Raw genomic sequence first — 25,665 nt, 5'->3', positions numbered from 1 at the left:
AAAATAACGCGACTAGTATTAATCCCCTTTCGCCGGCCAAGCCAAAGTGTCGGGTTCACGCCATTCAACCAGCGCCTCAATCACACCTTCAGCGGCAAAATGTTCACCTTGAGTCGGCACATCCCTATACGCGTAATCACGCCAGCCAGTCGCTTCATCGCCATAGCGAAAATGCAGACAGTAGGCATGCAGATAACAACGATCCGCCGCCATGCCACCGTATAAATCATCGCCTAAAATCGGCACACCTAAGCTTGCTAAGGCGACTCTTAATTGATGGGTTTTACCCGAATGGGGTTTCAGTAAATATAAACGTAATCCCTCGCTGACACTTAATGAAAAAAACTGCGTAATCGCTGGATTCTCTTTAGTGCGCAGCAGTTTAAACATGCTACGCCGCGACTTTGCCATGTCACCAATCACCCAGCCTTGCTTCTTCTTCGGCTTGCCTTTAGCGAGGGCGAGATAATATTTCTGCACTTTATGGGCGGTAAATAGCTCAGTAAATTGCTTAGCGGCGACGGCGCTCTTGGCCAGAATCAACAGACCGGACGTGGGTGTGTCTAATCTATGCACGGCAAAAAGCTTAATCCCTAAATCTTGCTCAGCCTGCGCCACCACGCCCGCTGTTCCGTCCTGACTGTGGAAATGCACTTTGGCTGATTTGGAGATAACAAGGAAGTCAGCCTCATCGGCTATGATTCGATACATGGAGTTCTCGACGCTGTAATGCGGATCATCGACTTAAAACTTAATAGTGACCACTAAGCCGGGATGATTATCCGTGAGATTAATTTTGGCATTGTGCCGTGAGAGAATCGCTTTGACCATAGATAATCCTAAACCTGTACCCTGTAAATGCCGACTAGGGTCGAGGCGCACTAAGCGTTCGAACACTCTTTCTTTACTGTCGTCGGGAATACCGGGGCCATTATCGCGGATCTGAATTTGAGGGCCTGATTGGATAATTTCAATCCGCGCACCTTGGCCAGAATACTTCATCGCGTTATCGACGAGATTATATAAAGCTTGGAATAATAAGTATTTATCACCAAATACCTTATGGTCAGCCAACAGCGACAAACTCAAGGTTTGCTCATTGGATTCTGCCACGGCATCGGCCATGTCCAACAAATCGGTACACAGTTGCGCTAGGCTTAACTCCTGTAAATCGAGCGTCTGCTGACCTTCTTCGATACGCGTGAGTGACAACATGGCATCAAATGTCGCTAAACAATGGTCGAGCTCCTCGGTCAAAATCGCGCAACCCTCGCTAATCTCATCGCTGGGTTTACTCGCCAGCTCTTCGAGACCAATGCGGATATGTGACAGTGGAGTACGTAAATCATGGGCGATATTATCGGTCGCGCCGCGCACTGCCATCAGATTATTTTCGAGGATATCCAGCACATTATTAAACTGCAGCGCCAACATATCAAACTCATCCTGACGCCAACTCAAGGGCAAGCGGGTGTCATAGTGGCCGCGTTCAATCTGTTCACTCAAGCGGTTGTATTGCACTAATCGACGTAAAATCGCCTTAGAAAACAGATAGCCGAGCGCTAAGGTCAACACTATCGTAAGCATCACGGCAGTCGCCGCAGCGCTGATAAACTTATCGATTAACGTCGCTAAGTTATCGGTACGGGTCGCAATCAACACTGGGCCGTAGCGTGTCATCACCAGACCACCGGTAAGAATATGCAGCTTATCTGGGCCACCGGTTAAGATGGGGAAATCCCGCGTTTGCGGCAGCATGGGCATGCCTTCGGGCATAAAGCTCAAGGCACCGACCATATCGTAGCTATTACGCCAAGCAATCAGGGCGGTTTGTGGATCGGCGGCGCGGATTTGAGCGGCAAAACTACGGCGGTCAACTGTTAGGGCAAGTTGCTGATAACGCTGGGTCTCTGACTCTAAATATTGAGTCACTTGATACTGTTGCTCGATGATCAACTGTCGATAGAGGGCAAATAGCAGCGCCCCAATGATCACCGTCACTAAGGTCGAAAAGACGATTGTGATGCGCCAGGCGCTGCTTTGGTAAGGCTTAATGCCTTTGTCGTAAGCGATAACCCGCTCCCCTCACGGTTTCAATAAGCTCGCCATGGCCTAACTCTTCAAACTTACGGCGTAATTTTGCGATATGCACATCGATAACGTTCGTGCGTGGGTCGAAATGATAATCCCACACAGCTTCGAACAACAAGGTGCGGCTAATCACTTGATTCGCATGTTCCATTAGATACTTAAGTAACTGGAACTCTTTTGGCTGCAGCATCAACTCTTGCCCGTCTAAGGTCACATTACGGGTCAGTAATTCCATCTTCAAGCCACCGACAACAAGATCTGTGGTGACTGGCACAGATTGGCCACGGTGCATGAGTTTTTCGGCGCGTACTAATAACTCAGAGAAGGCAAACGGCTTAGTCATATAGTCGTCGCCGCCCGCGCGCAAGCCTTTCACTCGCTCATCAACGTGCGCTAAGGCAGATAAAATCAGCACTGGGGTTTGATTGCCCGTTGCCCTTAAGGCGGCCAATAATTTTAAGCCATCGAGCTGGGGTAACATGCGGTCGAGGATCACGAGATCGTACTGACTACTCGTGGCGAGTGACAAACCTTGGTGGCCATCGCTCGCCGTTTCGATATTGTGGCCCTGCTCAAGAAATCCTTTGACGATGTAATCAATCGTCGTCGCATCATCTTCAACTAAAAGTATTTTCATCTGTATGTTGCGCTCCTCAATCCTAAATACTCGTTTGAGCACTCGATTGACTTAGATGTTTCAATCCCACTTGAGTAAAGGTAACGGGCGTAAATTTTCGACATCAAAAGCCAATTTAAACTTACCCGTATCGTCCAGCAGCTTAAGCTCTAAATAACTGATACCTAAGTCGTGATCTAACTTTGCCTCGGTTAAGAAGGCTTTGTGATCTTTAGTGGCCTTAGCGATTAAGCCTGAAAATGTTTGATCTTTTGCCGCGATCAAACGTGTCGCCTCAACCTCACCGAGATCATCCGCGCTTACTTTACTCGCCTTTTGTTTCAGCAACTTACCATCGCGGGCACGATATTCAAACCGCGTTATAGAATTGGCCAAGGGATTAATCAACTCAAATTGGTAGACTAATTCACCCTCTTGCTCTTCCATATTAAATTCGGCAATCACGCCGGAGAACCCTTTTTCGATCTGCTGCATAACGCTCAGCGGCGGTACATAGTCTCCACCCGCAAACATCGAATACATGCTCTGAGCCGCAGTTGCGACGCCAGATACCAACATGAATCCTAGCAACCATAGTCTCATGGCTCCTCCATATAAATCAGCTAAGTTTGTATCTTATGAGACAATCAGTTAGAAGTCGATGGGACCAATTGTCCCTGGGCGCGATTCCAAGCTAGTCCCCCATAATCTACCACTGGATACAGCATCACCTTACATAAGCCTTCACTCAGGTTGGGTCATAAATGGATCAAAAAAACCTTTGAACATCACCTAAGTTATTAGCTTTTAAGCCAAACACTCAATCATCTTGTGGCTAATCTGTTAAGTCTACCTAATACCAGCTGAAACACCGATGGAAACAAGATTAAGCTTTGATCATCTGGGGATTTTGAAGTATGACATTTCCAGTGAAAAACCATAATTTAGCCATTTAAAATCAAGCTGATTGAATTTTAGCGGGTATTTTAGTCTATCTGGGTCATTAAAAAGTACGATTGGCAACTAGGCTGCACTCAACTAAAGTCAGTCTGATAACCAAGCGTCAAGTAATGGCATTTTTTAATCGGAGCGAATATGAAACCAGTCATACGATGGATAAGTTTAAGCTTGTTACTCGTTGCTGCATTAGGCGCCTATGCCTACGGCAGCGCCACAAGCGCCGCTGCATTTATCATCTTAGGCATGCTGTTGGAAGGAACATTTTGGATTGGATTACTGGGTAAAAAACGTCATTAGAGTGCGATATCACATTATTCCAAAATATGAATTTGCTCGGATTTGAGTGCCACTGTGGTTTGCATTCCTTTAGTGAGTGCAAGCTTTTGGGCAAAATGCAGCGAGACTTCGGTGTTAAGTTGTAACTGAGTCCCCGTGACATAGCAGATAAGGCGAACCGACTCACCCATCACCAGCATGGCGTCGATCGTGACATCTAACTTATTAAAACTGCGGCATAAACGCCCTTTGGAAATCGAATTAAACCGAATGCCTTGGTTGGGGATAACCCAACGAACTCGACTTCCCACAGGGCGATCTTTGCCATAGTCACAGGCAATTAACTGTTCACCAAACTTAAGCCAAGTAATGTTCTTAGTGCTGTCTTGAAATACCACTTCACCGTCGAAAATATTCCTTAGCCCCATCTGCCGCGCTACCGCTTCATTGCGTGGCCGCGACAACACTTCGAAAGGTGCACCCTGCTGTAACATCTTACCTTGGCTGATCAAAATCATCGAATCAGCCAGCAACAAGGCTTCATTTAAGTCATGGGTAACCATGATCACTGGGCAGAGTAACTGCTCTTTGAGGCGCGCCAGTTCGAGATATAAACGCTCGCGAGTTTCCCGATCAACTGCCGAGAAAGGCTCATCGAGTAATAACACTGAAGGTTCACGGGCAAGTGCTCGGGCGAGTGCGACCCGCTGACGCTGGCCGCCAGATAAATGCGCTGGTAATCTATCGGGTAGACCTTGTAGATTAACCCTTTCTAACCAATCTTTTGCACGCGCTATCCGCTCCGCCTTGGGAATATGATCAAGCCCTGCGACTACATTCTCTAGGGCGGTGAGATTCGGAAATAAGCCAAAATGCTGCGGCATATAACCGATATGGCGTTGCTGCGGGCTTAAGCCGATGCGCGCTTTATCATCAAACCAAGGCTGATCGCCAAAATAAATTTGGCCCGCATCGGGGTGATTTAACCCTGCGATCATCCGTAGCAAAGTCGTTTTGCCACCGCCAGACGGCCCTACCACAGCAAGCACTTCACCCGCCTTGCAGCGAAAATCAGCATTGAGTTTAATGTGTTTGTGGTTTTGGATCTGACACTGCAGATCAGCGATGATTTGCGCCACGCTGACCTCCTAAACGCCGTGATAAACTGGTGGTGAGTGCTAACGCAGTCACGGCAAACAGCAATAAGACTAATGACATAGTGCCAGCGGCATTAAAATCAAAGGCTTGCACGCTATCGTAGATAGAAATCGAAATTGTTTTAGTCTCACCAGCGATATTGCCGCCCATCATCAGCACGACACCAAACTCGCCGAGCACATGGGAGAAACACAACACCAGCGCGGTTAGCACACCCGGCCACACCATAGGTAATTCAATCTTAAGCAGAATTTTAAGTCGACTCATGCCGCAACACGCCGCGGCGTCGCGGACATCATTCGGTATAGCTTCAAAGGCCCGCTGGATAGGCTGCACCGCAAAGGGAATATTCACTAACACAGAAGCGATAACCAGACCTGAAAAATGAAACACCAGTTGCTGGCCCGTCAGTTGTTCTATCCATTGCCCGAGCCAACTCTGACTACCCAGCCCCACCAGCAAGTAATAACCAATCACAGTCGGTGGTAACACTAAGGGCACCATAATCAATGCCTCGACCCAAGATTTACCAACAAATTGGCGGTATGCCAAAGCTCTCCCCGCGAGTATTGCAAGGGGGATAAGCACCAAGACTGTAATGCTACTGAGTTTGACCGATAACCAAAGCGCCTGCCAATCCATTGAAATCCTTAATTTACTGGCAAACCAAAACCGTATTGAGTAAATACGGCACGGGCAGCATCTGACTGTAAATATTGGTAGAAACGCTCTGCGGTTGGACTCGCCTTAGGCATTAACGCCATACGTTGATTCAGCGGACCGTGGAGATCTGAGGGCAGAGCTAAATAATGACCTAGGGCTTGAAACTGCGGCGCAATTGCCAGTGATAAAGGAATAATCCCGCCTTGAGTCGAGCCGCTGATCGCAAACTGTGCCGCTTGGGAGGCGTTTTCACCTAAAATCAGCTTAGTTTGTAGCTCATCCCATAAACCGAGTTCTTTCAATAACTCACGGGCACGTTCGCCGTAGGGCGCATGGTCAGGATTGGCAATCGCAAAACGTTCTAATTGGCCCGCAGCCAGTAATGCTTTTAGGCCATTGAGTTCGATATCTAGTGCGAGCGGTGAATTTTTAGGGACGACTAAGGCTAAACGGCCAACGGCATACTGCACACCCTCACCTTGGGTAAAACCGACTTTGTTCAGCTCGGTAATATAACGCTCATCGGCGCTCAGCAGCATTTCAAACGGCGCACCATGTTGAATTTGCGCGACAAAATTCCCCGATGAACCATAGGAAACCCGTACTTTGAGACCAGTTTCTGCGGTGAAATTTTTAACAATGCCATCTAAGGCAAACTTGATATTAGCCGCCGCGGCGATGGCAGGAATCGGCGTGGTATCCGCTGCACGACAGGTCGATGGCACGACCGCCAAACAAAAAAGCAATGCAAAACCAAGAAGATGAAAGAAACGGGTCAAACTCTGCATTGGGTCACCTTAGTGCAATATTCGCGCGGGTCTTAAACTGGCAAGCTGCGTTGCGACTACGAGTATCTCTGCCACGCGACTAGTCTTTGTGTTGCCATAGCTTAGCCGCTTGTTCATCGGCATCTTTCGCTTCAACCCAACTTTTACCTTGCTCGCCCGCTTCTAATTTCCAGAATGGCGCTTTGGTTTTTAAAAAGTCGATTAAGAATTCACAAGCAGCAAAAGCGGCCTTGCGATGGGCGCTGGTTACGCCGATAAACACAATCTGCTCACCCAGAGCCATAGTACCGACACGGTGAATAACCGTCACTTTATTGAGCGGCCAGCGGCTACGCGCCTCGGCAACGATTTGTTCTAACACGGCTTCGGTCATACCCGGATAGTGCTCTAAGGTTAAGTCTGCCACCGCGGCACCATCGTTAAAATCACGCACTTTGCCGACAAAAGTGACTACGGCACCATCGCTATCATCTTGAGCTAGCTGGCGATATTCGTCAGAAACACTAAAATCGACCTCTTGCACTCTAACTGCGGGTAATAAGCGCATATTAACCTCCTGTAACCGGTGGGAAAAAGGCGACTTCATCACCATCGTTTACAGGTGTATCCCATTGGCTAATGGTCTGATTTACCGCCACCAGCAATTTGTCAGAGGTTAATACTTTGGCCCATTTGTCGTCGGTGGCCGCCAGCGTTGCCCGTAATGCTTCGGCGGTTTGTGTCTGCTCGCTCGCCTCTAGGCTTAATTTAGCTGTGCCCAACAATTCTCGAACTTGAGCAAAAAACAACACGTTAATCATAATCTTCTCTCGTTTTTGATCCGCTTAACTGACTCACTAATAGCGCGTCAGACTTAAGCTTGGACAGCTTCGCTCACTTGGTAATCTGCCGAGTGGCTAAAGCCTATTCTGTCAGGCTAAACCTTAAAATGTCCCGACTTGCCGCCGCGCTTTTCTAGCAAACGGACTTGGGAGATCACCATATCTTTTTGCACGGCTTTGCACATATCGTAGATAGTTAATGCCGCCACTGAGGCCGCAGTTAAGGCTTCCATCTCTACACCTGTTTTGCCGGATAATTTACACAGACTGGTGATACGCACGCGGTTATGTTCAGGCTGCGCCTCTAAATCGACTTCAACTTTAGTCAGCATTAGTGGATGACATAACGGGATAAGATCTGAGGTTTTTTTCGCTGCTTGAATACCCGCAATACGTGCAGTGGCAAACACATCACCCTTATGGTGGCTGCCGCTCATGATCATCTCGAGTGTCGTGCTCGCCATCTCGATAAACGCTTCGGCACGGGCTTCGCGCTCGGTAACGGCTTTTTCGGTGACATCGACCATATGGGCGTTGCCATCGGCATTAATATGGGTAAATACATTGCTCATTGGAGCGATCCTTTCGTTTGAGGACAAAACAAAGTGCAAGGGAAATTGGGCTTATACTCGCGCTAAATCGGCGCTGACGAAGAACCTAAATACGGGCTAGCCACCAATAGAGGCGAGATGCTGAGTGACACCGGTAATGCCTTGATGCAAGTAATGGGTGGCTTTCTTCTGGGCTAATTGACCGTGCAAACGCTCAATTAATTCCGCTTGTTGGCTGGAATGCTGCAGCAGATCACGCAAATCGACACCGGATTCGGTGAAGAGGCATAAGTGCAACTTGCCCTTCGCCGATACGCGCAAGCGATTACAGCTGGCACAGAAGTTAGTCGCATAGGGCATGATCAAACCAATACGACCTTGATAATCACTGCGGCTAAAGTTTTGCGCTGGACCATCATCGGCGCTCGGCGTATCTAATTGCCAACCATCCGCCAGTAACTGCGCTTTGATGTCAGCGCCCGCTAAATGATGTGCTTCAAAATACTCACGGCCTAAACCCGTTTCCATCAACTCGATGAAACGTAAATCAATTGGCGTGTTTTTAATCCAATGCAAAAAGCGCGGTAAATCTTTATCGTTTAGGCCTTTAAGCAGGACAGCATTGATTTTTACGCGCTCAAAACCCGCCGACAAGGCAGCATCGATCCCCCGCATCACTTCGTCGAATTTATTCTCGCCAGTGATTTGGTAAAACATTTTGGGATCTAAACTATCCACAGACACATTGATACGGCGCAAGCCCGCATCGAACCATTCTTTGGCATGCTTTTCGAGTCTATAGCCATTAGTGGTTGTCGCTATGGTGTGAATGCGCGGGTTATCGGCTACGACACGGATGATGTCGGTAAAGTCTTTACGCAGGGTGGGTTCACCGCCTGTAATGCGGATTTTTTGGGTGCCGACCTGGCTAAATGCAGAGACTAAGTTTTCTATCTCATTGAGAGATAAAAATTTTGGCTTGCCGTCAGGATGATAACCGTCGGGGAGGCAATAACTGCATTTGAAGTTACAAACGTCAGTGACTGACATCCGCAAATAGTGAAATTTTCGACCAAAGCTGTCTTGTAATTGAGACATGATCACCTTTCCAAGTGTGGGAGGTGAGAGCATTTCTTATCCCACCCCGGTGGCATTATTACCACGGCTACACCTCCATATCTTTCGACTTAGGTAGGCAAGCTCGGAGAACCGTCACCGGTGATTATAGGCCGAAAGTACTCACTAGCTATACCCCTAAACAGGTATTTATTAACCTAGATCACGCTAGCGTGAATAATCTGTGACAGTCCTCACCTAAAGATTTGTACTGAATTAGACTAAACAGCCGCTTAATCCACTGTGACCTTATCTTATTTTCAGGTAAGGTGGTACAAGCAATAAAACGCCCGTTTACAAACTACAACACTCGATAAAAATCGGGGAAACGTGAAGGAAGAGGTGAACTGATGGAACGCGAATCAATGGAATTCGATGTTGTTATCGTCGGCGCAGGTCCAGCAGGCTTGGCCACCGCGTGTCGATTAATGCAAATATCACAGGATTCAGGTAAAGAAATTACCGTCTGTGTGGTCGAAAAAGGCTCAGAAGTGGGCGCGCATATTCTGTCAGGCGCAGTGTTCGAGCCAAAAGTGCTGGACGAGCTATTCAGCGACTGGCGTGAGAAAAACGCCCCAGTGAAAACCGCTGTCACCCACGACGAAATCTACCTACTCAGCTCCGCCACCGACGGCCGAGTGATGCCTAATGCCTTTGTGCCAAAAACCATGCACAACGACGGCAATTTTATTATCAGTGTCGGTAATCTATCCCGCTGGCTTGCTAATCGCGCCGAAGAACTCGGTGTCGAAATATTCCCCGGCTTTGCCGCCAGTGAATTGCTATTTAACGTCGATAACAGCGTTAAAGGTATTTTGATTGGCGATATGGGGGTGGGCGCCGATGGTGAGCCTAAAGACAGCTTTATGCCCGGCATGGAACTACACGCTAAATATACTGTTTTCTCAGAGGGTTGCCGCGGCCACTTAGGCAAGCAACTGATCGAAAAATACCATTTAGATAATGGTAAAACACCCCAGCATTACGGCTTAGGCTTCAAAGAAATTTGGAAAGTCCCCGCTGAGCAACACGAGCAAGGCAAAGTGGTGCACACCGGTGGCTGGCCACTAACCGAGGGCGCATCGGGTGGCGGCTTTCTGTATCACATGGAAGACAACCAGATTGCGGTCGGTCTCATTATCGATTTGAACTACAAAAATCCGCATCTGAGCCCATTTGACGAATTCCAGCGCTATAAAACCCATCCTGTGATTGCAAAGTATTTAACCGGCGGCGAACGTCTCAGTTACGGCGCCCGTGCTATCACTAAAGGCGGCTTGAACTCGCTTCCTAAAATGAGCTTCCCCGGCGGCCTGATCATCGGCTGTAACGCTGGGACTTTGAATTTCGCGAAAATCAAAGGCACTCACACTGCGATGAAGAGCGGTATCGTTGCGGCAGAAACCTTAGGCAAAGCCATGATGGCGGGTGTTGAAGGCGGTAAAGATCTCGACTGTTACCAGACTCATATCGAAGAAAGCTGGCTACATGAGGAGCTGTATAAATCGCGCAACTTTGGCCCAGCGATGCATAAATTTGGCACCTATTTAGGCGGCGCATTCAATTACATAGATCAAAACTGGTTTGGTGGAAAGTTCCCGATCACGCTACGTGATGAACACCCAGACTATGCACAAATGGCCTCAGTGAGCGCTTACAGCAAGATTGATTACCCAAAACCCGATGGCAAGCTTAGCTTCGATAAACTGTCCTCAGTGTATCTGTCGAGCACTTATCATGAAGAAGACCAGCCTTGCCATTTACGTCTTAAAGACAGCAGCATTCCACTGGGCATCAACCTGACTCAGTTTAATGAGCCAGCACAACGTTACTGTCCAGCTGGTGTGTATGAAATTGTCGAAGAGGCGGGTCAGCCTAAATTTGTAATCAATGCGCAAAACTGCATTCACTGCAAAACCTGCGATATTAAAGATCCTAGCCAAAACATCACTTGGGTTACGCCGGAAGGCGGTGGTGGTCCTAACTATCCCAACATGTAATTAGTTGCCAACAAATGTTAATAACGGCGCTCAATAGAGCGCCTTTTTTTCATCTTTTACACGAATAGTTCACTTTTTTTGCTTGCCCTTAGCTACGACATTAGCCACAATTGCCACACAAAAAAGAGTTCGTTTTCAATCACCATCTCATTTCCATCTATACTCTACATAATTAGATCTACTGCAAGACCAACGGGTTAAGCCAAATAAGTTTTTTATACGCTGTTTTATTCGGCATTCGGCCTAGACTAAGGTTAATTTTTCACATTCCTGTCCGATAATCTTTTACCGTACAAGAGTGCGTTGACCGATAACGCAAAACAGTCCAACACAGGCATATTGATATTTATGATATTTAATAACCTCACCATTAAGCAGAAAATTCTGCTAACAGTGACATTTGCAGTACTGCTGTCGACCATACTCGTCGGCGTATTAAGCCAACGTAGCGCTAAAAATGTCGTACAACAACGGATGTTAGGTTCGGAACTGCCGAGTTTGATGATGCAGATCCGCAATAAGATCGATCTCGACATCTCCACTTTAATGAATGCTGCAGAGCAATTGGCCAGCAGCCGCATGTTACTGCAATGGCTCGAAGATGGCAGACCGCAGGCCCAAGAAACCCAAGTGGTTGCTCAACTGAAAGACATCACGCGTCAATATAAGCTAGCGCAAGCCTCCTACGCCGACAGACAAACTGCCGCCTATTACACTCAGGATGGATTTTTGCGCGTGCTCACCCCCGCGCAGGATGGCTGGTTTTTTGGTTACCGCGACAGTGGCCAAGAACGTATGTTGAACGTATTCACTGAGGCCAACGGCGAAGTCAAACTCTTCATCAACTACCAACAACCCAATGGTCGTGGCTTAGTTGGGCTCGCTAAATCACTCGATGATATGGTGCGCTTACTAAGCTCGTTTAAGATTGAGGAAACGGGATTTGTTTACTTAGTTGATGCTAAAGGTGAAGTGAAACTCCACCCAGATACGGGTCAAATTGGTAAGAGCAACTTAGGTAACTTATATCAAGATGCAAACTCAAGCGCCTTACTCAACCGTGGCGATTTCAATCTTATCGAAACCAAGATCAATGGCGAAAACATGCTGGTTGCCAGTAGCTATATCGCATCTATGGATTGGTATTTAGTGGCACAAGTGCCAGAAGCCGAAGTGTTTGCGCTATTAACCGAAGCCGCTTATCAGATCTTAATCTGGACGCTGATTATTGCTGCGGGCTTTATCGTCCTCGCTATCGCTGTTGCGGGCTCTGTGAGCCGCCCCATAGCCCAAGTTGCCGCTATGTTCCGCGACATAGGCGAAGGTGAAGGTGACTTACGCCAACGCTTACCCGTCAATGGTGAAGATGAAATTGCGCAGCTCGCTAAAGGATTTAACAGCTTTATCAGCAAGATCCAAGATTCGGTCATCGAAGTGGCGCAAACCAGCGAACAGCTCGGTTTCTCCGCTAAGGATGTGTCGAATCAGGCACAGCAAACCTTAGAAGACAGCCACGAGCAGAAAGATCGCACTATGATGGTGGTAACAGCCATTAATGAAATGGGCGCGACGGTTAACGAAATTGCCAGTAATGCCGCCCAAGCTGCGGTTGCTGCAAGAGATGCTGATACTGAAGCCAGCAGCGGCCAAGTTGTGGTAACCCGTGCCCGCGATACCATTAACCAATTGTCGAAGGACGTTGGCCAAGTAGGTGAAGTGATTGAGTCCCTCGCGACTCACACTAAATCCATTGGTGGGATTTTAGATGTGATCCGCGCTATCTCTGAACAGACAAACTTGTTAGCCCTCAACGCGGCAATTGAAGCGGCACGTGCCGGTGAAGCTGGACGCGGTTTTGCTGTCGTCGCCGATGAAGTACGTAACTTAGCATCACGCACCGCAGCATCGACCAATGAAGTGCAAGGCATGATCGACAAGTTGCAATCGGAAGCCAGCCGCGCGGTTAATGCGATGGCCCAGAGTCGTACCCGCTCCCACGAGGGTGTTGTGGCCGTCGATGAAGCCAGCAAATCGTTGATTGGTATTAGCGATCGCATTGGTCTTATCAGCGACATGAACATCCAAGTTGCTGCGGCAACGGAAGAACAATCCACTGTAGTGGAAGACATCAACCGTAACGTCACAGAAATCAATGATATTACTCAGCGTACAGCCAATACTGCACAAGCGGCAGCACAGGCGAGTTTAGCCTTGAATCAACTGTCACACCGCTTAGATACCTTAGTGGCCAAGTTTAAGGTGTAAAACCTTAAACTTACACCATAAAAAACGCCTTAGATGGAAACATCTAAGGCGTTTTTCTTTAATTCAAAGAGGCGATTAATCCATAGCAATAAATTTAATCGTTAATGGATATTTATATACCTTACCCTCACTGGCCTTAATAATCGCCAGCACAGTGCACACCAAATCGAATATGCCGAGTATGGCTAAAAAGATAAAACCTATCCCGACCAAAGCGAGTACGCCGCTGATGATTACATAAATCAGCAGGCTCAATTTAAAGTTCAAACAACTGCGGCCACATTGATCGACAAATGCGGACTCTTCACGCTTCATTAGCCAGATAATCAAAGGACCAAGAATCGAGCCCAGCGGCACTAGGTATCCAACAAAGCTTGAGGCGTATACCAGTAAGCCAAAATCTTTATCACTTTTTGTAACGGGTTCAATCATAAGGTCATCCCTGTTTTATCATTATGAATATAAATACTTATTTACCGCTCGGCCCATATAAACGCATTTGCCAATCTTCTACTGTCTGTAATGCTAAACGGCGTTGTAGGCTATTAACCCAACTCAGCGCTAATCCCTCGCAGGAAGCTAAACGATCATAGGCACTGGCATTAAACGTTGGCGAGAAATAGAGTGACATGGCCTCAGCAACACTGATGTCCGTGCGGCGCTCAACCAACTCAATCTTATCGTTTAACTGAATAATCCCTGGGGTTAAGATTCTATAAAACCAACCACATAATTGGCTCTGCTGCATGGCGAGGGCAAATTCTTTGTGCCCAAATTGCAGATTCAACTTAAAGCAAGGTGAACGTGGCTGAGTAATCTGCACTGTTACGGCGCCAATTTGTAAGATATCACCAATATTAACTTGGGTTTCGTTCAGCCCAACGGTACTGATGTTCTCTCCCATACTGGGCGCATCTTCGAGTTGAGTGATTAAATCCCAACGACGATATTGGCCGTAATGCTCGCGGGGAAAATGATGTAACACGCGATCGAGTCCGCCATGGTGTTTAGGATCGGCCTGTGCGTCCCCGTCTACATGGCTAACATGTACTAGCAGTTGTTGAGCCGCTTGCTTGCCATCAATCCCAGTAGCAACACCGGACATGTCTTGAAGATGGGTTCCTAAGTACAATCCTGATAACTTATTGATCAACAACTTTGACATCTGCAACTCCCAATCCATAACCCATCTCGCATTACCGCCAGAGTGTAAACTGCGATACGCCAGTAACACAATCAACTCGCTCAATAACTCATAAAAGTAGGCGCAATCTTGCCGCCAGTAAGCACGAGGCTAAATCTATGAATGATTTAACACCACTTGATTTCGACCGGCTTCTTTAGCCTGATACAAGGCCAGATCGGCACGCTTGATCAGATCTTCCGCAGGCTCTTGCGCCTGATGCTCAGCAACGCCAATACTAACGGTAATAGAAATGTGTAAGCCATTCACTTTAATTTCCCGCTGAAAAATAAGCTCACGGATCTGTTCAGCCAGTTCTGCCGCTCGGGTTAAATCCATCCCCGGAAGTAAAATCAAGAACTCCTCACCGCCCCAACGACATAAGATATCCTGTTGCTGCAGCGCGCCACGCAGCATATTCGTCATGGTTTTTAATACTAAATCACCAATCCCATGCCCATAGCTGTCGTTCACTTTTTTAAAATGGTCGATGTCCAGCAAGAGTATTGAAATCGGCGATTGTGTCAGCTTAGCTTTATCTAATGCCTGCCTAAAGTACCCATCAAACACCTGACGGTTAGCGGCGCCAGTGAGCTTATCGGTAGACGCCATCACTTCTAATTTGCGTTGATAACGACCTAAGGTCATGTTAGAGATGAATAAAATCCCAAGAGTCACCATTAGGCTTAACGCCAAGTTGCCCCAAAAAGTATTCAGTAACTCGCGTTCCTGTGGCGCATCTTCCTGCTCAACAATCAAATACCACTTAAATTCGGGGACTAGACGGCTATTGAGATAAACGGTTTTGCCATTTCTCTGGTAGCTAAAAGCCGCACTTGGACTCGTTAAAATACGCGTCGATAAATTTTCAAGCCCTAAGCTGGTTTGCAGCGAATCTGCTCCATCATATTCATCGCCATGCAAGGTGACATTGCCCTGCCTATCGGTAAAGAACACTCGGCGGTTATAACGTTTTTGATAAAGTTCGATGAGGGACTTAACCTTTTCAACCGCCAAACCCACACCGGTAACGCCTATAAATTTGCCTTCAAAATCAAAAACTTTATAGTTCACGAAAACGGTTGTTTTACTGCGGTCCGCCGTATCGGCATCGATATTAACCTCATAATGCTCAGATTCGGGTAAAGATCGCACTCGAAAGTACCAAGCATCATCAGGCTCAACATCTTGGATTTGTTTTAAAATCCCCGTGGAGTGGTAATAATTTCGGCTCTTTTCTGACACAAAAAAACTGGTGACAGTATCGTATTTTTCTTGGATTTCCTTAAGGTAACGGATCAGCTTTTCTGGCTCTTGCTCGTGACTTAATGTCCAATCGCGAACAAAGGTATCCTGCGCCATCAAGGATGAAATAAAGATAGGTCGCAGCAGGTCCTGTTGAATTTCTGAGTAAATATTGTCACTTGTGAGCGGGAGGGTATTACTCTCGATTTGTTGACTCAGTGAGTCATGGGCCACCTTGTAGCTGATACCACTGGTCACTAAGAAGGCGACTAAAAGCAAAACAGAGAGCAGCCAAATAAATTTATTCTTATCATTCCAAGCGTTATTGCCCATTCTCAACTCCAAAGACTACAGAACACCTTGAGTGGCTTATTATTTTAATGTCACGATAACTATTTTAGTTGAATAAATGTTAACGCAATTGCGCCATGGCCGCACAACATTTCAGCTTTATGAATGTTCTGCGATGAAATAACTTTATTTTGAGCAAAAAAATGCCTCGTTGGGGAAACGAGGCAAAAAACATACTAACCAATAAATGGGAGAAAAGCACAAGAAAACGTTAAGGGACAAGAGCTATGCGCCACAAGACATACTCTAGCAAGGCCGTGTGACAGAAAGATGACTCAAACTGCTCGCCCACAGATTTTTCATGCGATTTGCTTCGCCTCTAAATACTGTTTCAGTGCCTCACCCGGAATAGAACTATCGGTTGCCACCGCAAATGCCGCCCAAACCGCGCCTTCAGCCATCGCCTCGGTAATCGACTGACCAGTGCATAGACTATGGATAAGTCCCGCCGCATAGGCATCACCAGCGCCTGTGGTATCAACAACAGTGGCAGGGATAGCAGCGACATGCTGCACTTGATCGTGCGTGTAAACCTTAGCCCCATTGATGCCATCGGTGACAATAAAGTAACGCAGACACTCACCGCCAATGCTTTTGCCATATTCCCAAGAGGCGCCATCACAACGCCCTTGGATATCACTCATAGATGCCAGTAAAATATGACAAGGTCTCTGCCTGTCATCTTTGGCTAATTGCGCGACCACAAGGCAATGTTCCAAGGCTGTCTTTGCCCAACTGACCGACCCCTCAGCGGAAGTATTAAAATACAGCGCGTCCCATGGCTGCCATTTCGGCGGCACTGATAACTCAAATATGGGTCTTTGTGGCCGAATAATCGTCCGTTCACCGTCTGGCGTCATTACGAGTAGCATTTCGCAAGTGTTACCAGCTCGGCGCTGCACTAAACGGCAATCGAGTCCTTGAGTGCTGGCTTCTGCAATGAGCCAATCTCCCATGTCATCACGGCCAACTTGACTCACCAAGGCGACGCTATGCCCTGCCCAAACTAAACCTAATCCGGTATTTGCCCCGCCGCCACCGAGCCTTTGTCCACCATCTTGATAATGGAAACGCCCACCTGTTTTTAAAGGTTTATCAAGCAGTAAAATCCGATCACAGTTGAGATTGGCAACTAACAAAACATTCGCCATTACGCGGCTCCAAAGGGCAAAAAAGACTCAAGGCCAGAAGATGAAAACAAAGAAATATCAATCTAGAGCAAAATGCTCACTGGTACAATCCAATCATCAAGATAGCAGCACCATCAGGCTATGGCTGACGCCTGTGTAAGCATTTGTCCCGAATAAGATGAGGAAAAAAAGTCCATCACCATACGGTAAAACCAACTATTCTACCTCAACCCTCTGTTTAAAATAGATTTCTATATTGCATGACGCCCAACGGCATAAATGCATACAACAAACTTCAAACCAGCTCAGTTAAATAGCAATAACTGTCGTTAAAATATGTGAAGTTTAGAAGGAATTAAATTTATGAATGGAATCAAACGCTATGCTAATGGAAAGATGGGATACCGCTGAAGAAAAAGCTGAGCAGCTACGCCGTTATCAGCTCTGCCTTGATGAGTTTAATGAGTTAGATTTTCACGATGTGTATGTCGCAGAAATTAAAAAAGAATACCAACAACTTGCAGATCTAGTAAAAGTGCAGTCAACGTCGGATCCCGAACGTTAACTGCACTTACCTATTTAGTCACTCAACCATAAATCTTCAATTACTTTATTGGCGTCAATGGTGATAAAGACGCAAATTGTACTGCCAATCTCCAATCTGTGATGACCATATCTGACGGTTGCCAACTGTCATCAACCCACTCATAAATCAATCCTGGATTTTCCTCAGCATTCACTAACAAACGCCGTCCATCTTGCAATACCAGCGTATAATCGAGCCCCTGTGCATCGACACTTTCAATGTCCCCCAAGACATTATGTTTAATGGCCGAAATGGTTCCCGTAGCCTTGACGGCATCACTCCCCTTTGCACCGCTGTAAAATGTTAACGCCTCGTTTGCGACAGTCTTATGAAAGACAAACTCCTCAGTCACACCCACTACGATCGATTGATCAAGTTCGTACCAGGCGGGTATCCATAATGCGTTAATTGTCATCCCGTTATATCCTGCATAATAATTTTACGGACGGGATCATTCTGCCTTAACCCCGACAGAGAAAATACTCTTCAGGGATAAAATAATTTTGATCCTAAAAAGGCTGGCATCACAAAACGCAGTGCTCACTTCCTTTGTAAGATAATCTTAACTCTACAGGTCATATCCAAGATGTTTTAGCGCCAGTGGCTGATATTGGACTCAATTCGTGTTTCTGTTAGTTTGTAAATCAAATCGACACATTAAGCTGACAAAGTGATCCTGAGCCCAGTAATCGCGTATAGAGTCACACACGATAGATTCATGTTCCCATGCTTGCACCGCAGGCCGATAAATACGGAGTTTACTTGCCTATGGATAAGCCCATAACGCAACCCCCTCAAACCCTTAAGCTAATTGGTGAAACTGAGGCAGGAAAGCGTCTAGAGCTTAAGCAGTACTTTAATCAGACATGGGCTCTGTACGAGTCACTGTTTGATTTGATCCAAGAAGATAGTGCCTATTACCTCAAAGCCGAGCCGCTGCGCCATCCGTTGATCTTTTATTTTGGCCATACGGCCACTTTCTATATCAACAAACTCAAACTCGGCAAATTTCTCGACGAACGGGTAAACGATAACTTCGAATCCATGTTTGCCATTGGTGTCGATGAGATGTCTTGGGACGATCTGAACGAGCAACATTACCCATGGCCGAACGTGGCAGAAGTGCGCAGCTATCGCCAACAAGTTAATGCTGTCGTCAATCGCGTGATTGATGAAATGCCACTGGAGCTGCCGATCACTCAAGACAGCCCAGCTTGGATCATTTTGATGGGCATTGAACATGAGCGAATTCACTTAGAAACCTCATCGGTGATCATCCGCCAACTACCACTGGAACATGTCGCCCCCAACAGCCTCTGGGCTGCGTGCCAAGACTTCACCGCCGCCGAAGCCAACAGTTTACTGGCTGTAAAAGGGCAGAAAGTGACCTTAGGTAAAACTGAGCAAGATCAAACCTACGGCTGGGACAACGAATACGGCCATAAAATCTTTAATGTTGGCGACTTTAAGGCCTCTAAATTTTTAGTCTCGAATCAAGAGTACCTCGCATTCGTCGAAGCTGGCGGCTATCGCTCACCCCAATTTTGGAATGAAGAAGGTCAAGCTTGGCTCGCTTATACTCAAGCTCAAATGCCGCGTTTTTGGCGCTTAAAACAAGATAAATGGTGGCAACGTAACTTAGCGGAAGAAATCCCGCTGCCATTAAACTGGCCTGTAGAAGTGAATCAACTCGAAGCTAAGGCCTTCTGTAATTGGAAAACCGAACAAGAGCAAAGCAATATTCGCCTATTAACGGAAGCAGAATGGTACATCTTACGCGAGAATGTACCCGCCGATGCGCCCGATTGGCATGAAGTGCCGGGTAATATTGCTTTGGCTTATTACGCCTCTTCTTGCCCAGTGAATCGCTTCGAACATAATGGCTTTTTCGATATTGTCGGTAATGTTTGGCAATGGACAGAAACCGCAATCGACGGCTTTAACGGTTTTGCCGTGCATCCACTCTATGATGATTTTTCTACCCCCACCTTCGATGGTAAGCATAATCTCATCAAAGGTGGCTCGTGGATCTCCACAGGTAATGAAGCCATTGCTTCGTCACGCTATGCGTTTCGTCGACATTTTTATCAACACGCAGGCTTCCGCTATGTGGAATCCACGCAAAATCCCGCCCAAATGGCCGAGGTCAATGTGTACGAAACTGATGAACTGATTTCCCAATACCTTGAATTCCACTATGGTGCCGAATATTTCGGGGTTGCTAACTTCTGCGTCAATGGCGTGCAGCAAGCACTCAGTGAAATTCAACTTACCCATACCGCCAAAGCCCTCGATATCGGCTGCTCCGTAGGTCGAGCGAGTTTTGAACTGGCAAAAGTGTTTGATCATGTTGATGGTATCGACTTTTCGGCGCGCTTTATTCAACAGGCCTATGCGCTGACTGAACAAGGTGAAAAACGTTACACCATACGTACTGAGGGCGACTTACAGGAATTTAAGAGTGCGAGTCTCGCGAAACTTGGATATGAGCTTGAGGCGAAAAAGGTCAACTTTATGCAAGGTGATGCCTGTAATTTAAAGCCGCTCTACACAGGTTATGACTTAGTATATGCCTCGAACCTTATTGACCGACTGAACGATCCTAAGCACTTTTTAACCAGTATTGCCCAGCGGATTAATCAAGGTGGATACCTTGTGATTGCTTCGCCATACACTTGGCTTGAGGATTATACGCCGAAGGATAAATGGCTCGGTGGCGTTAAAGTCAAAGGAGAGAACTTCACCACCTTAGATGGCCTGACCGAAACCTTGATCGGCCAATTTGAGCTAGTCGCAGTGAAGGAAATCCCCTTCGTCATCCGCGAGACTAAACGCAAATTCCAACATTCTGTCTCAGAAATGACAATTTGGCGTAAGCGCTAATTGTCACTCATGGGATAACCAGCTGAAGTCTCAATAAAAATATCCGCCAGGAATCCATTTCTGGCGGATGTGTAACATCCAGCTCAGTCATATTTACAGCATCAACTAAGGTTGAATACGGCAAATACCGCGCAAATACCTACACCTTAAACTGTGCCGTTGTTAAACCAAGCTGATTCGCTAACCCTAACAAACTGCGCGTACTCGCCGCCACTTGGCTGATCGCCGCGCTATTTTCTTCCGCCGCCACGCTCAAGCCAGCAATCCCCTGTGCAATCGTTGCTGAAACTGTTGTTTGCTCCTCCGCGGCGGTGGCGGTTTGGATCATTAATGCCTTTAAGGTTTCTAAACGTAAAGCGATGTCATCCACTGCGGCTTGCATGCCATCGGCATCTTCTGCGGTTTTAGAGGCTTCAGTTGTACAAGTCACACTATGCAGCGCCAACACGCCAGACTGCTGCTGAATGCCTTTTAACACTTGGCCAATATCCTGAGTCGCCAACTGAACCTTAACTGCTAACTGGCGCACCTCATCGGCAACTACGGCAAAGCCACGACCATGTTCACCAGCTCTCGCCGCTTCAATCGCCGCATTAAGTGACAGCAGATTCGTTTGTTCAGCAATCGCATTAATCACAGCCAATACCGAACCGATTTTCTGACTGTCAGCCTCAAGGCTGCCCACCTGTTGATGTATGGTCGCAAAACTGCTCAAGGTCACTTTCAAGCTTTTACGTGTGCTGGCTAAATTTTGCGAAAGAATTTCACTCGAATGGGTACAGGCTGACACTTCATCGGAGGATTTAAGCGTATTCGTGCTGATTTCCGCGGCGGCATAACTCATTTCCTCAACTGCGGTTGCTAACATATCGGTTTCTTTCGCCTGCATCTGAATACTGCAATCGGCTTGGGTCATGGCGGCCGAGTTTTGTTCAGCGGCGGATTCGAGTTCATGTCCAACGCCCACCAGCTGACTGATGATTTCTTTGAGCTTAGTTTGCATCCGCGCCAACCAACTCATCAGGTGATTATCCGTTTGAACATGCGGTAAATTATGAGTTAAATCGCCAGAGGCGATCATACTGGTCAAGTTACACATGTCCTCAGGCTCACCGCCGAGCGGCTTTAATACAAAGCCTGTAACTAACTTAGCGGCAGCGAATGCCAACACTAAGGCTGCTGCACAAACAGATAAACCGATAAACATCATACGGTAGGCGGGAGCAGCAATTTCACTCACATCAATTTCAGCCATCAAACCCCAACGTAAACCGAGCTCAACGACAGGAGAATAAGCGGATAAAACGGGATTATTGTTATAGTCATTCACTTGCATCACACCCGATTTACCAGCCAGCGCCTCCTTTACCGCCAGCGTATCAACACCATTCTGAGCTACCGTTCCCGCAAACGAAGCCGTAACAGTTCGATTAATGGGATCGAGAAAAGAATCAGAACGCATGCGATTATTGGGGCCAATGAGATAAGTTTCACCACTTTGCCCCATACCTTCGCGGATCTGCATAACTCTGTTGATGCGATCGATTGATACTTGGGCCGCCACCACCAATCTTTGCTGATTGAATTGAATCGACTGACCAATAAATGCTGCCGGTTGACCATTAGAAGGTGCGTATGCGGAGAAGTCTTGCAGTAATACAGTACCAGTAGACCCCAAAGCCTTATTGAATAATTGCGCTAATCCCGAATCATGGTAGGGCCCAGTGCGAAGATTTGTGCCGAAATCCGACTCCTTCGCGGCGGTGTAAAACACAGTGCCGTCATCCCGAATGATGAACAGATCATAGAACCCTAAAGACTTATTTAACGACTTTAAGGTCTCATCAAGATCGGAGATAGTATCGAGGCTTTTTTGGCTGGCGATCACCGCACTGACGGCCTGCAGGTTATCTGAAAAGTCCTGAAACATACCGACAATCTGTCGCTGCTTGATCTCGCGCACCGCCACTAAACGAGACTGAGCCTCGGCAAATAACTCATCCCGAGCGATGTAAGTGACTATCGCGGTTGCAAATATGAGGGGTAATAGGACAATCAATAAACTGATCAGCTGAATTTTACGAGTAAAACCCATGGTGAGACTCCTTGTCGCGCTTCTAATTCCATTCATTCACTTTTTGCAAAATTAAATCTGCCCTAAAACTATAGGAGAAGAATCTCAGCTAAACAAAGCGACGCAGACTATTTTCATCAAAAGTTCACCGAAATGCTGCCAACCAATTATTTTTAAATAGAAAAATGATTAATAACTTTAAATGACAGCCAAGCCATACCGACCATTTCAAACAAAATGATATAGTGGAAAACACGTTATAAACCGAACGTTAGCATCAACTTATATTCAATACGCACATCCACACGACAAACAATGCATTGAAAATTATTAAATATGCATATAAATTCACCTCAAGCCAATTTAAAGAGGATTAATAATGAGTTTACTCGAGCAAGTGTCAGTATCTAAAAAAGCCAATATTTACTTTGATGGCAAAGTGGCTAGCCGTAGCGTATTTTTTGCCGATGGCAGCAAGCAAACTTTAGGCGTAGTACTGCCTGGAGAATATGAGTTCTCGACTTCTCAAGGCGAAATCATGGAAGTGACTAGCGGCCGTTTTGAGGTGTTACTGCCAGAAACAACAACTTGGCAAGAATTTAGCGAAGGAACTCAATTTGAACTGGCTGCAAATGTCAGCTTTAAAATTCGTAACACAGCCATTGCTGAATATTGTTGCAGCTATCTCTAATCATCTTGATTGAGTAAAAGTTTCAATATCGATGATGAATCTAATGCCCACTGTGACGGTTTATATCAGCACTGTGGGTATTTTGTCCTACCGAACCATTTCTCCTTGCCACATTTCCCCCCCTCTGCCTGCCTTATCCGTCTGGCTTTTTATCAATCTGGCCGCTTTGTTAAACTGACTCAGGACAGCTTAAACCTCGCGACTTAAAGAAGACTAAATCGGGCGTGTTGATATCGCCGATAAAAACAATGCTAGACGACCGGTCTATTTTAATCTATCCTAGACCACATGAAAATTGAAACTCAATCCACTCGCCAGCATATTCTCGACATCGGCTATAAGCTGATCGTACGAAAAGGCTTCTCCAGCGTCGGCTTATCGCTACTGCTGCAAGCGGCCGAAGTGCCTAAAGGCTCATTTTATCATTACTTCAAATCCAAAGAACAATTTGGTGAAGCGCTCATAACTGATTATTTTGAGAAATATCAGTTAGATTTAGACGCATTATTCAATGACTCGACACTGACGGGCTATCAACGCTTAATGCAGTACTGGCAACAATGGTTGCACGTACAAGCTGATGGCTGCGTAGATCAAAAATGCCTCGTAGTGAAACTCAGTGCTGAAGTGGCCGATTTATCCGAAGCCATGCGAGTTGCCTTACTTAAAGGTTCCGCCGGCATCATAGACAGGTTAACCACTTGTGTTCAAGTCGGCATAAACGACGGCTCAATCGCCGAGCAAGATCCGCAATCGACCGCTGAAATGTTGTATCACATGTGGTTAGGTGCCAGCTTAATGAACAAGTTAGGCCACAGCCCCGCGGCACTCGAACGTGCGATCGTGACGACTAAAGCTATTTTAACGCCTAAAACGGCCTCTTAATCTAAACCGACTCAAAACTAATATTGGCTGATATCGATCAGCCAAAGATTTTTAAAGAATACATTTTCAAGCCCTCAAATTAGACGACTGGTCTACTAATTTAAGAGCCACTTATTAATGAAATCGTAGGATAAATTGTCCATGCTAAATTTTAACTATTACAACCCGACCCGCATCCGTTTTGGTAAAAACACTATCGCCGAAATTGATGCTTTAGTACCGAGCGATGCTAAAGTCATGATCCTCTTTGGTGGCAGCAGCGCCAGAAAAACCGGCACGCTAGACGAAGTAAAACAATCACTTGGCAATCGTTTCGTTGTCGAGTTCGATGGCATTGAGCCAAACCCAACCTATGAAACCTTAATGAAAGCCGTCGCCCAAGTGCGTGAGCAGAATATCGACTTCCTCCTCGCGGTTGGCGGTGGTTCGGTTATCGATGGCACTAAATTTGTTGCCGCTGCAGCGGTATTTGAAGGTGAACCTTGGGATATTCTCACTAGCTGGGGCGCAAAAGTCACTCAAGCTATGCCCTTTGGCTCAGTATTAACCTTACCTGCGACGGGTTCAGAGATGAACAACGCCAGCGTAGTGACCCGTAAATCACTGCAAGCTAAGCTGCCATTCCGTAATGACTTGGTTTATCCACAATTCTCAATACTCGACCCGACGAAAACCTTCACCCTGCCAGAACGCCAAGTGGCCAACGGTGTCGTCGATGCTTTTGTGCATATCACAGAGCAATACCTCACTTACCCCGTTAACGCCGCCGTACAGGACAGATTTGCCGAAGGACTGTTACAAACCTTGATTGAGCTTGGTCCACAAGTGCTAGCTCAACCTGAAGACTACGACATTCGCGCGAACTTAATGTGGGTTGCCACTATGGCACTCAACGGCACGATTGGTGTAGGCGTGCCGCACGACTGGGCAACCCACATGATAGGCCATGAACTCACTGCACTTTACGATATCGACCATGCGCGTACATTGGCAATCGTACTGCCTGCTCTGCTGCAATGTACCAAAGAGGCTAAGCGCGAAAAGTTACTCCAGTACGCCGACCGTGTGTGGCACATCAACACAGGTACCGATGACGAGCGCATCGATGCCGCTATTGCAAAAACCAAGGATTTCTTCGAAGCCATGGGCATAGCGACACATTTATCTGCCTATGATCTCGATGCCAGCCACGTTGATACCCTAGTAAAACAGCTTGAACTGCACGGCATGGTGGCTCTTGGCGAACACGGCAATATTGACCCAGCAATGAGTCGTGACATTTTGACCTTAGCCCTATAACGCCAAACCGTATCCTGATTGAACTAAACCCAA

25 protein-coding genes and 1 riboswitch are annotated in these 25,665 nt (G+C 46.7%); of the genes, 8 read left to right on the top strand and 17 right to left on the bottom strand.

Annotated features, from left to right (window positions below; genetic code table 11):
• Positions 1–18 precede the first annotated feature (18 nt).
• Genes Q4Q46_RS18005 through Q4Q46_RS17990 form a run of 4 tightly spaced genes read right to left on the bottom strand, consistent with a single transcriptional unit; the run spans position 19 to position 3,310 of the window.
• Entirely contained in the window at positions 19–711 is a 693-nt protein-coding gene (locus Q4Q46_RS18005) for a TIGR01621 family pseudouridine synthase (RefSeq protein WP_311906664.1), read from the bottom strand.
• Between the two features lie 33 nt (positions 712–744).
• Complete coding sequence (locus Q4Q46_RS18000) at positions 745–2,001, bottom strand: sensor histidine kinase (protein WP_006079764.1); 1,257 nt, start codon at positions 1,999–2,001, stop codon at positions 745–747.
• A gap of 49 nt (positions 2,002–2,050) precedes the next feature.
• Positions 2,051–2,728, bottom strand: a complete 678-nt coding sequence (locus tag Q4Q46_RS17995) for a response regulator transcription factor (RefSeq protein WP_006079763.1) — start codon at positions 2,726–2,728, stop codon at positions 2,051–2,053.
• 60 nt (positions 2,729–2,788) lie between these two features.
• Positions 2,789–3,310, bottom strand: coding sequence for a hypothetical protein (locus tag Q4Q46_RS17990; protein ID WP_006079762.1), 522 nt, complete (start codon positions 3,308–3,310; stop codon positions 2,789–2,791).
• 492 nt (positions 3,311–3,802) lie between these two features.
• Here Q4Q46_RS17990 and Q4Q46_RS17985 point away from each other — a divergent pair, with 492 nt between their 5' ends.
• A complete protein-coding gene (locus Q4Q46_RS17985) occupies positions 3,803–3,964 on the top strand; it encodes a hypothetical protein (RefSeq protein ID WP_300481706.1) in 162 nt (53 codons plus the stop codon).
• Positions 3,965–3,978: 14 nt separating this feature from the next.
• Here the strand turns inward: Q4Q46_RS17985 and Q4Q46_RS17980 are convergent, their stop codons facing one another.
• The 7 genes from Q4Q46_RS17980 to moaA all read right to left on the bottom strand — a co-directional run bounded on the left by Q4Q46_RS17980 (position 3,979) and on the right by moaA (position 9,022).
• A complete protein-coding gene (locus Q4Q46_RS17980) occupies positions 3,979–5,082 on the bottom strand; it encodes an ABC transporter ATP-binding protein (protein ID WP_300481704.1) in 1,104 nt (367 codons plus the stop codon).
• A complete protein-coding gene (gene modB, locus Q4Q46_RS17975; protein WP_300481702.1) occupies positions 5,063–5,743 on the bottom strand; it encodes a molybdate ABC transporter permease subunit in 681 nt (226 codons plus the stop codon). Before modB ends, Q4Q46_RS17980 begins: the two co-directional genes overlap by 20 nt.
• Before the next feature lie 8 nt (positions 5,744–5,751).
• Positions 5,752–6,552, bottom strand: a complete 801-nt coding sequence (modA, locus tag Q4Q46_RS17970; protein WP_311906663.1) for a molybdate ABC transporter substrate-binding protein — start codon at positions 6,550–6,552, stop codon at positions 5,752–5,754.
• A 79-nt stretch (positions 6,553–6,631) separates the two neighbouring features.
• Positions 6,632–7,099 (bottom strand): molybdopterin synthase catalytic subunit MoaE, encoded by a 468-nt coding sequence (moaE, locus tag Q4Q46_RS17965; RefSeq protein ID WP_300481696.1) that lies wholly within the window; start codon positions 7,097–7,099, stop codon positions 6,632–6,634.
• 1 nt (position 7,100) lies between these two features.
• Positions 7,101–7,352 (bottom strand): molybdopterin synthase sulfur carrier subunit, encoded by a 252-nt coding sequence (gene moaD, locus Q4Q46_RS17960; RefSeq protein WP_006079756.1) that lies wholly within the window; start codon positions 7,350–7,352, stop codon positions 7,101–7,103.
• A 116-nt stretch (positions 7,353–7,468) separates the two neighbouring features.
• On the bottom strand, positions 7,469–7,945 hold the full coding sequence (moaC, locus tag Q4Q46_RS17955; RefSeq protein WP_006079755.1) for a cyclic pyranopterin monophosphate synthase MoaC: 477 nt from the start codon (positions 7,943–7,945) through the stop codon (positions 7,469–7,471).
• A gap of 96 nt (positions 7,946–8,041) precedes the next feature.
• A complete protein-coding gene (gene moaA / locus Q4Q46_RS17950) occupies positions 8,042–9,022 on the bottom strand; it encodes a GTP 3',8-cyclase MoaA (RefSeq protein WP_037392248.1) in 981 nt (326 codons plus the stop codon).
• Positions 9,010–9,143: riboswitch (molybdenum cofactor riboswitch) on the bottom strand. (Overlaps the previous gene by 13 nt.)
• Before the next feature lie 247 nt (positions 9,144–9,390).
• On the opposite strand from moaA, the gene Q4Q46_RS17945 reads away from it, so the two are divergent.
• Together Q4Q46_RS17945 and Q4Q46_RS17940 are read left to right on the top strand one after the other, a co-directional pair.
• On the top strand, positions 9,391–11,040 hold the full coding sequence (locus Q4Q46_RS17945; RefSeq protein ID WP_311890431.1) for an electron transfer flavoprotein-ubiquinone oxidoreductase: 1,650 nt from the start codon (positions 9,391–9,393) through the stop codon (positions 11,038–11,040).
• 348 nt (positions 11,041–11,388) lie between these two features.
• Entirely contained in the window at positions 11,389–13,305 is a 1,917-nt protein-coding gene (locus Q4Q46_RS17940) for a methyl-accepting chemotaxis protein (RefSeq protein ID WP_261271728.1), read from the top strand.
• A 75-nt stretch (positions 13,306–13,380) separates the two neighbouring features.
• Here Q4Q46_RS17940 and Q4Q46_RS17935 read toward each other — a convergent pair whose 3' ends face one another.
• The 4 genes from Q4Q46_RS17935 to Q4Q46_RS17920 form a co-directional block, all read right to left on the bottom strand.
• Entirely contained in the window at positions 13,381–13,737 is a 357-nt protein-coding gene (locus Q4Q46_RS17935) for a DUF4870 domain-containing protein (RefSeq protein WP_006079751.1), read from the bottom strand.
• Positions 13,738–13,774: 37 nt separating this feature from the next.
• Positions 13,775–14,470 carry an MOSC domain-containing protein gene (locus Q4Q46_RS17930; RefSeq protein ID WP_311900631.1) on the bottom strand — a complete coding sequence of 232 codons (696 nt, stop codon included), beginning with the start codon at positions 14,468–14,470 and terminating at the stop codon, positions 13,775–13,777.
• Between the two features lie 135 nt (positions 14,471–14,605).
• Positions 14,606–16,066, bottom strand: a complete 1,461-nt coding sequence (locus Q4Q46_RS17925) for a sensor domain-containing diguanylate cyclase (protein ID WP_311900632.1) — start codon at positions 16,064–16,066, stop codon at positions 14,606–14,608.
• A gap of 317 nt (positions 16,067–16,383) precedes the next feature.
• The gene (locus Q4Q46_RS17920) at positions 16,384–17,235 is read right to left on the bottom strand and encodes a PfkB family carbohydrate kinase (protein ID WP_259582783.1); all 852 of its coding nucleotides are present in this window, start codon (positions 17,233–17,235) and stop codon (positions 16,384–16,386) included.
• Between the two features lie 361 nt (positions 17,236–17,596).
• On the opposite strand from Q4Q46_RS17920, the gene Q4Q46_RS17915 reads away from it, so the two are divergent.
• Positions 17,597–17,779 carry a hypothetical protein gene (locus Q4Q46_RS17915; RefSeq protein ID WP_006086539.1) on the top strand — a complete coding sequence of 61 codons (183 nt, stop codon included), beginning with the start codon at positions 17,597–17,599 and terminating at the stop codon, positions 17,777–17,779.
• Between the two features lie 40 nt (positions 17,780–17,819).
• Here Q4Q46_RS17915 and Q4Q46_RS17910 read toward each other — a convergent pair whose 3' ends face one another.
• Complete coding sequence (locus Q4Q46_RS17910) at positions 17,820–18,215, bottom strand: hypothetical protein (protein ID WP_311906662.1); 396 nt, start codon at positions 18,213–18,215, stop codon at positions 17,820–17,822.
• A gap of 353 nt (positions 18,216–18,568) precedes the next feature.
• Here Q4Q46_RS17910 and ovoA point away from each other — a divergent pair, with 353 nt between their 5' ends.
• Complete coding sequence (gene ovoA, locus Q4Q46_RS17905; RefSeq protein WP_311906661.1) at positions 18,569–20,683, top strand: 5-histidylcysteine sulfoxide synthase; 2,115 nt, start codon at positions 18,569–18,571, stop codon at positions 20,681–20,683.
• Positions 20,684–20,822: 139 nt separating this feature from the next.
• On the opposite strand, the gene Q4Q46_RS17900 is transcribed toward ovoA, so the two are convergent.
• Positions 20,823–22,778, bottom strand: a complete 1,956-nt coding sequence (locus tag Q4Q46_RS17900; RefSeq protein ID WP_311906660.1) for a methyl-accepting chemotaxis protein — start codon at positions 22,776–22,778, stop codon at positions 20,823–20,825.
• Between the two features lie 358 nt (positions 22,779–23,136).
• On the opposite strand from Q4Q46_RS17900, the gene ppnP reads away from it, so the two are divergent.
• The 3 genes from ppnP to Q4Q46_RS17885 all read left to right on the top strand — a co-directional run bounded on the left by ppnP (position 23,137) and on the right by Q4Q46_RS17885 (position 25,632).
• The gene (gene ppnP / locus Q4Q46_RS17895; protein ID WP_063884943.1) at positions 23,137–23,448 is read left to right on the top strand and encodes a pyrimidine/purine nucleoside phosphorylase; all 312 of its coding nucleotides are present in this window, start codon (positions 23,137–23,139) and stop codon (positions 23,446–23,448) included.
• A 288-nt stretch (positions 23,449–23,736) separates the two neighbouring features.
• Complete coding sequence (locus tag Q4Q46_RS17890; RefSeq protein ID WP_311906659.1) at positions 23,737–24,333, top strand: TetR/AcrR family transcriptional regulator; 597 nt, start codon at positions 23,737–23,739, stop codon at positions 24,331–24,333.
• Between the two features lie 141 nt (positions 24,334–24,474).
• Positions 24,475–25,632, top strand: coding sequence for an iron-containing alcohol dehydrogenase (locus Q4Q46_RS17885; RefSeq protein ID WP_311906658.1), 1,158 nt, complete (start codon positions 24,475–24,477; stop codon positions 25,630–25,632).
• The last annotated feature ends 33 nt before the right edge of the window (positions 25,633–25,665 follow it).

The organism is Shewanella vaxholmensis, from assembly GCF_031932135.1.
Lineage (GTDB): Bacteria > Pseudomonadota > Gammaproteobacteria > Enterobacterales > Shewanellaceae > Shewanella > Shewanella hafniensis.
Note: the sequence above shows the minus strand (reverse complement) of the source record. Positions and strands in the feature narration are given on the sequence as shown.

Bases quoted from the DNA above. Each gene is read 5' to 3' on its own strand.
- Q4Q46_RS17995 (WP_006079763.1), bottom strand. From the start codon at position 2,728: ATGAAAATACTTTTAGTTGAAGATGATGCGACGACGATTGATTACATC.
- Q4Q46_RS17890 (WP_311906659.1), top strand. From the start codon at position 23,737: ATGAAAATTGAAACTCAATCCACTCGCCAGCATATTCTCGACATCGGC.
- moaE (WP_300481696.1), bottom strand. From the start codon at position 7,099: ATGCGCTTATTACCCGCAGTTAGAGTGCAAGAGGTCGATTTTAGTGTT.
- moaC (WP_006079755.1), bottom strand. From the start codon at position 7,945: ATGAGCAATGTATTTACCCATATTAATGCCGATGGCAACGCCCATATG.
- Q4Q46_RS17915 (WP_006086539.1), top strand. From the start codon at position 17,597: ATGCTAATGGAAAGATGGGATACCGCTGAAGAAAAAGCTGAGCAGCTA.
- Q4Q46_RS17990 (WP_006079762.1), bottom strand. From the start codon at position 3,310: ATGAGACTATGGTTGCTAGGATTCATGTTGGTATCTGGCGTCGCAACT.
- Q4Q46_RS17945 (WP_311890431.1), top strand. From the start codon at position 9,391: ATGGAACGCGAATCAATGGAATTCGATGTTGTTATCGTCGGCGCAGGT.
- Q4Q46_RS17930 (WP_311900631.1), bottom strand. From the start codon at position 14,470: ATGTCAAAGTTGTTGATCAATAAGTTATCAGGATTGTACTTAGGAACC.
- Q4Q46_RS18005 (WP_311906664.1), bottom strand. From the start codon at position 711: ATGTATCGAATCATAGCCGATGAGGCTGACTTCCTTGTTATCTCCAAA.
- ovoA (WP_311906661.1), top strand. From the start codon at position 18,569: ATGGATAAGCCCATAACGCAACCCCCTCAAACCCTTAAGCTAATTGGT.
- Q4Q46_RS17920 (WP_259582783.1), bottom strand. From the start codon at position 17,235: ATGGCGAATGTTTTGTTAGTTGCCAATCTCAACTGTGATCGGATTTTA.
- modA (WP_311906663.1), bottom strand. From the start codon at position 6,552: ATGCAGAGTTTGACCCGTTTCTTTCATCTTCTTGGTTTTGCATTGCTT.
- Q4Q46_RS17925 (WP_311900632.1), bottom strand. From the start codon at position 16,066: ATGGGCAATAACGCTTGGAATGATAAGAATAAATTTATTTGGCTGCTC.
- Q4Q46_RS17885 (WP_311906658.1), top strand. From the start codon at position 24,475: ATGCTAAATTTTAACTATTACAACCCGACCCGCATCCGTTTTGGTAAA.
- moaA (WP_037392248.1), bottom strand. From the start codon at position 9,022: ATGTCTCAATTACAAGACAGCTTTGGTCGAAAATTTCACTATTTGCGG.
- Q4Q46_RS17935 (WP_006079751.1), bottom strand. From the start codon at position 13,737: ATGATTGAACCCGTTACAAAAAGTGATAAAGATTTTGGCTTACTGGTA.
- Q4Q46_RS17940 (WP_261271728.1), top strand. From the start codon at position 11,389: ATGATATTTAATAACCTCACCATTAAGCAGAAAATTCTGCTAACAGTG.
- ppnP (WP_063884943.1), top strand. From the start codon at position 23,137: ATGAGTTTACTCGAGCAAGTGTCAGTATCTAAAAAAGCCAATATTTAC.
- Q4Q46_RS17985 (WP_300481706.1), top strand. From the start codon at position 3,803: ATGAAACCAGTCATACGATGGATAAGTTTAAGCTTGTTACTCGTTGCT.
- Q4Q46_RS17910 (WP_311906662.1), bottom strand. From the start codon at position 18,215: ATGACAATTAACGCATTATGGATACCCGCCTGGTACGAACTTGATCAA.
- modB (WP_300481702.1), bottom strand. From the start codon at position 5,743: ATGGATTGGCAGGCGCTTTGGTTATCGGTCAAACTCAGTAGCATTACA.
- moaD (WP_006079756.1), bottom strand. From the start codon at position 7,352: ATGATTAACGTGTTGTTTTTTGCTCAAGTTCGAGAATTGTTGGGCACA.
- Q4Q46_RS17900 (WP_311906660.1), bottom strand. From the start codon at position 22,778: ATGGGTTTTACTCGTAAAATTCAGCTGATCAGTTTATTGATTGTCCTA.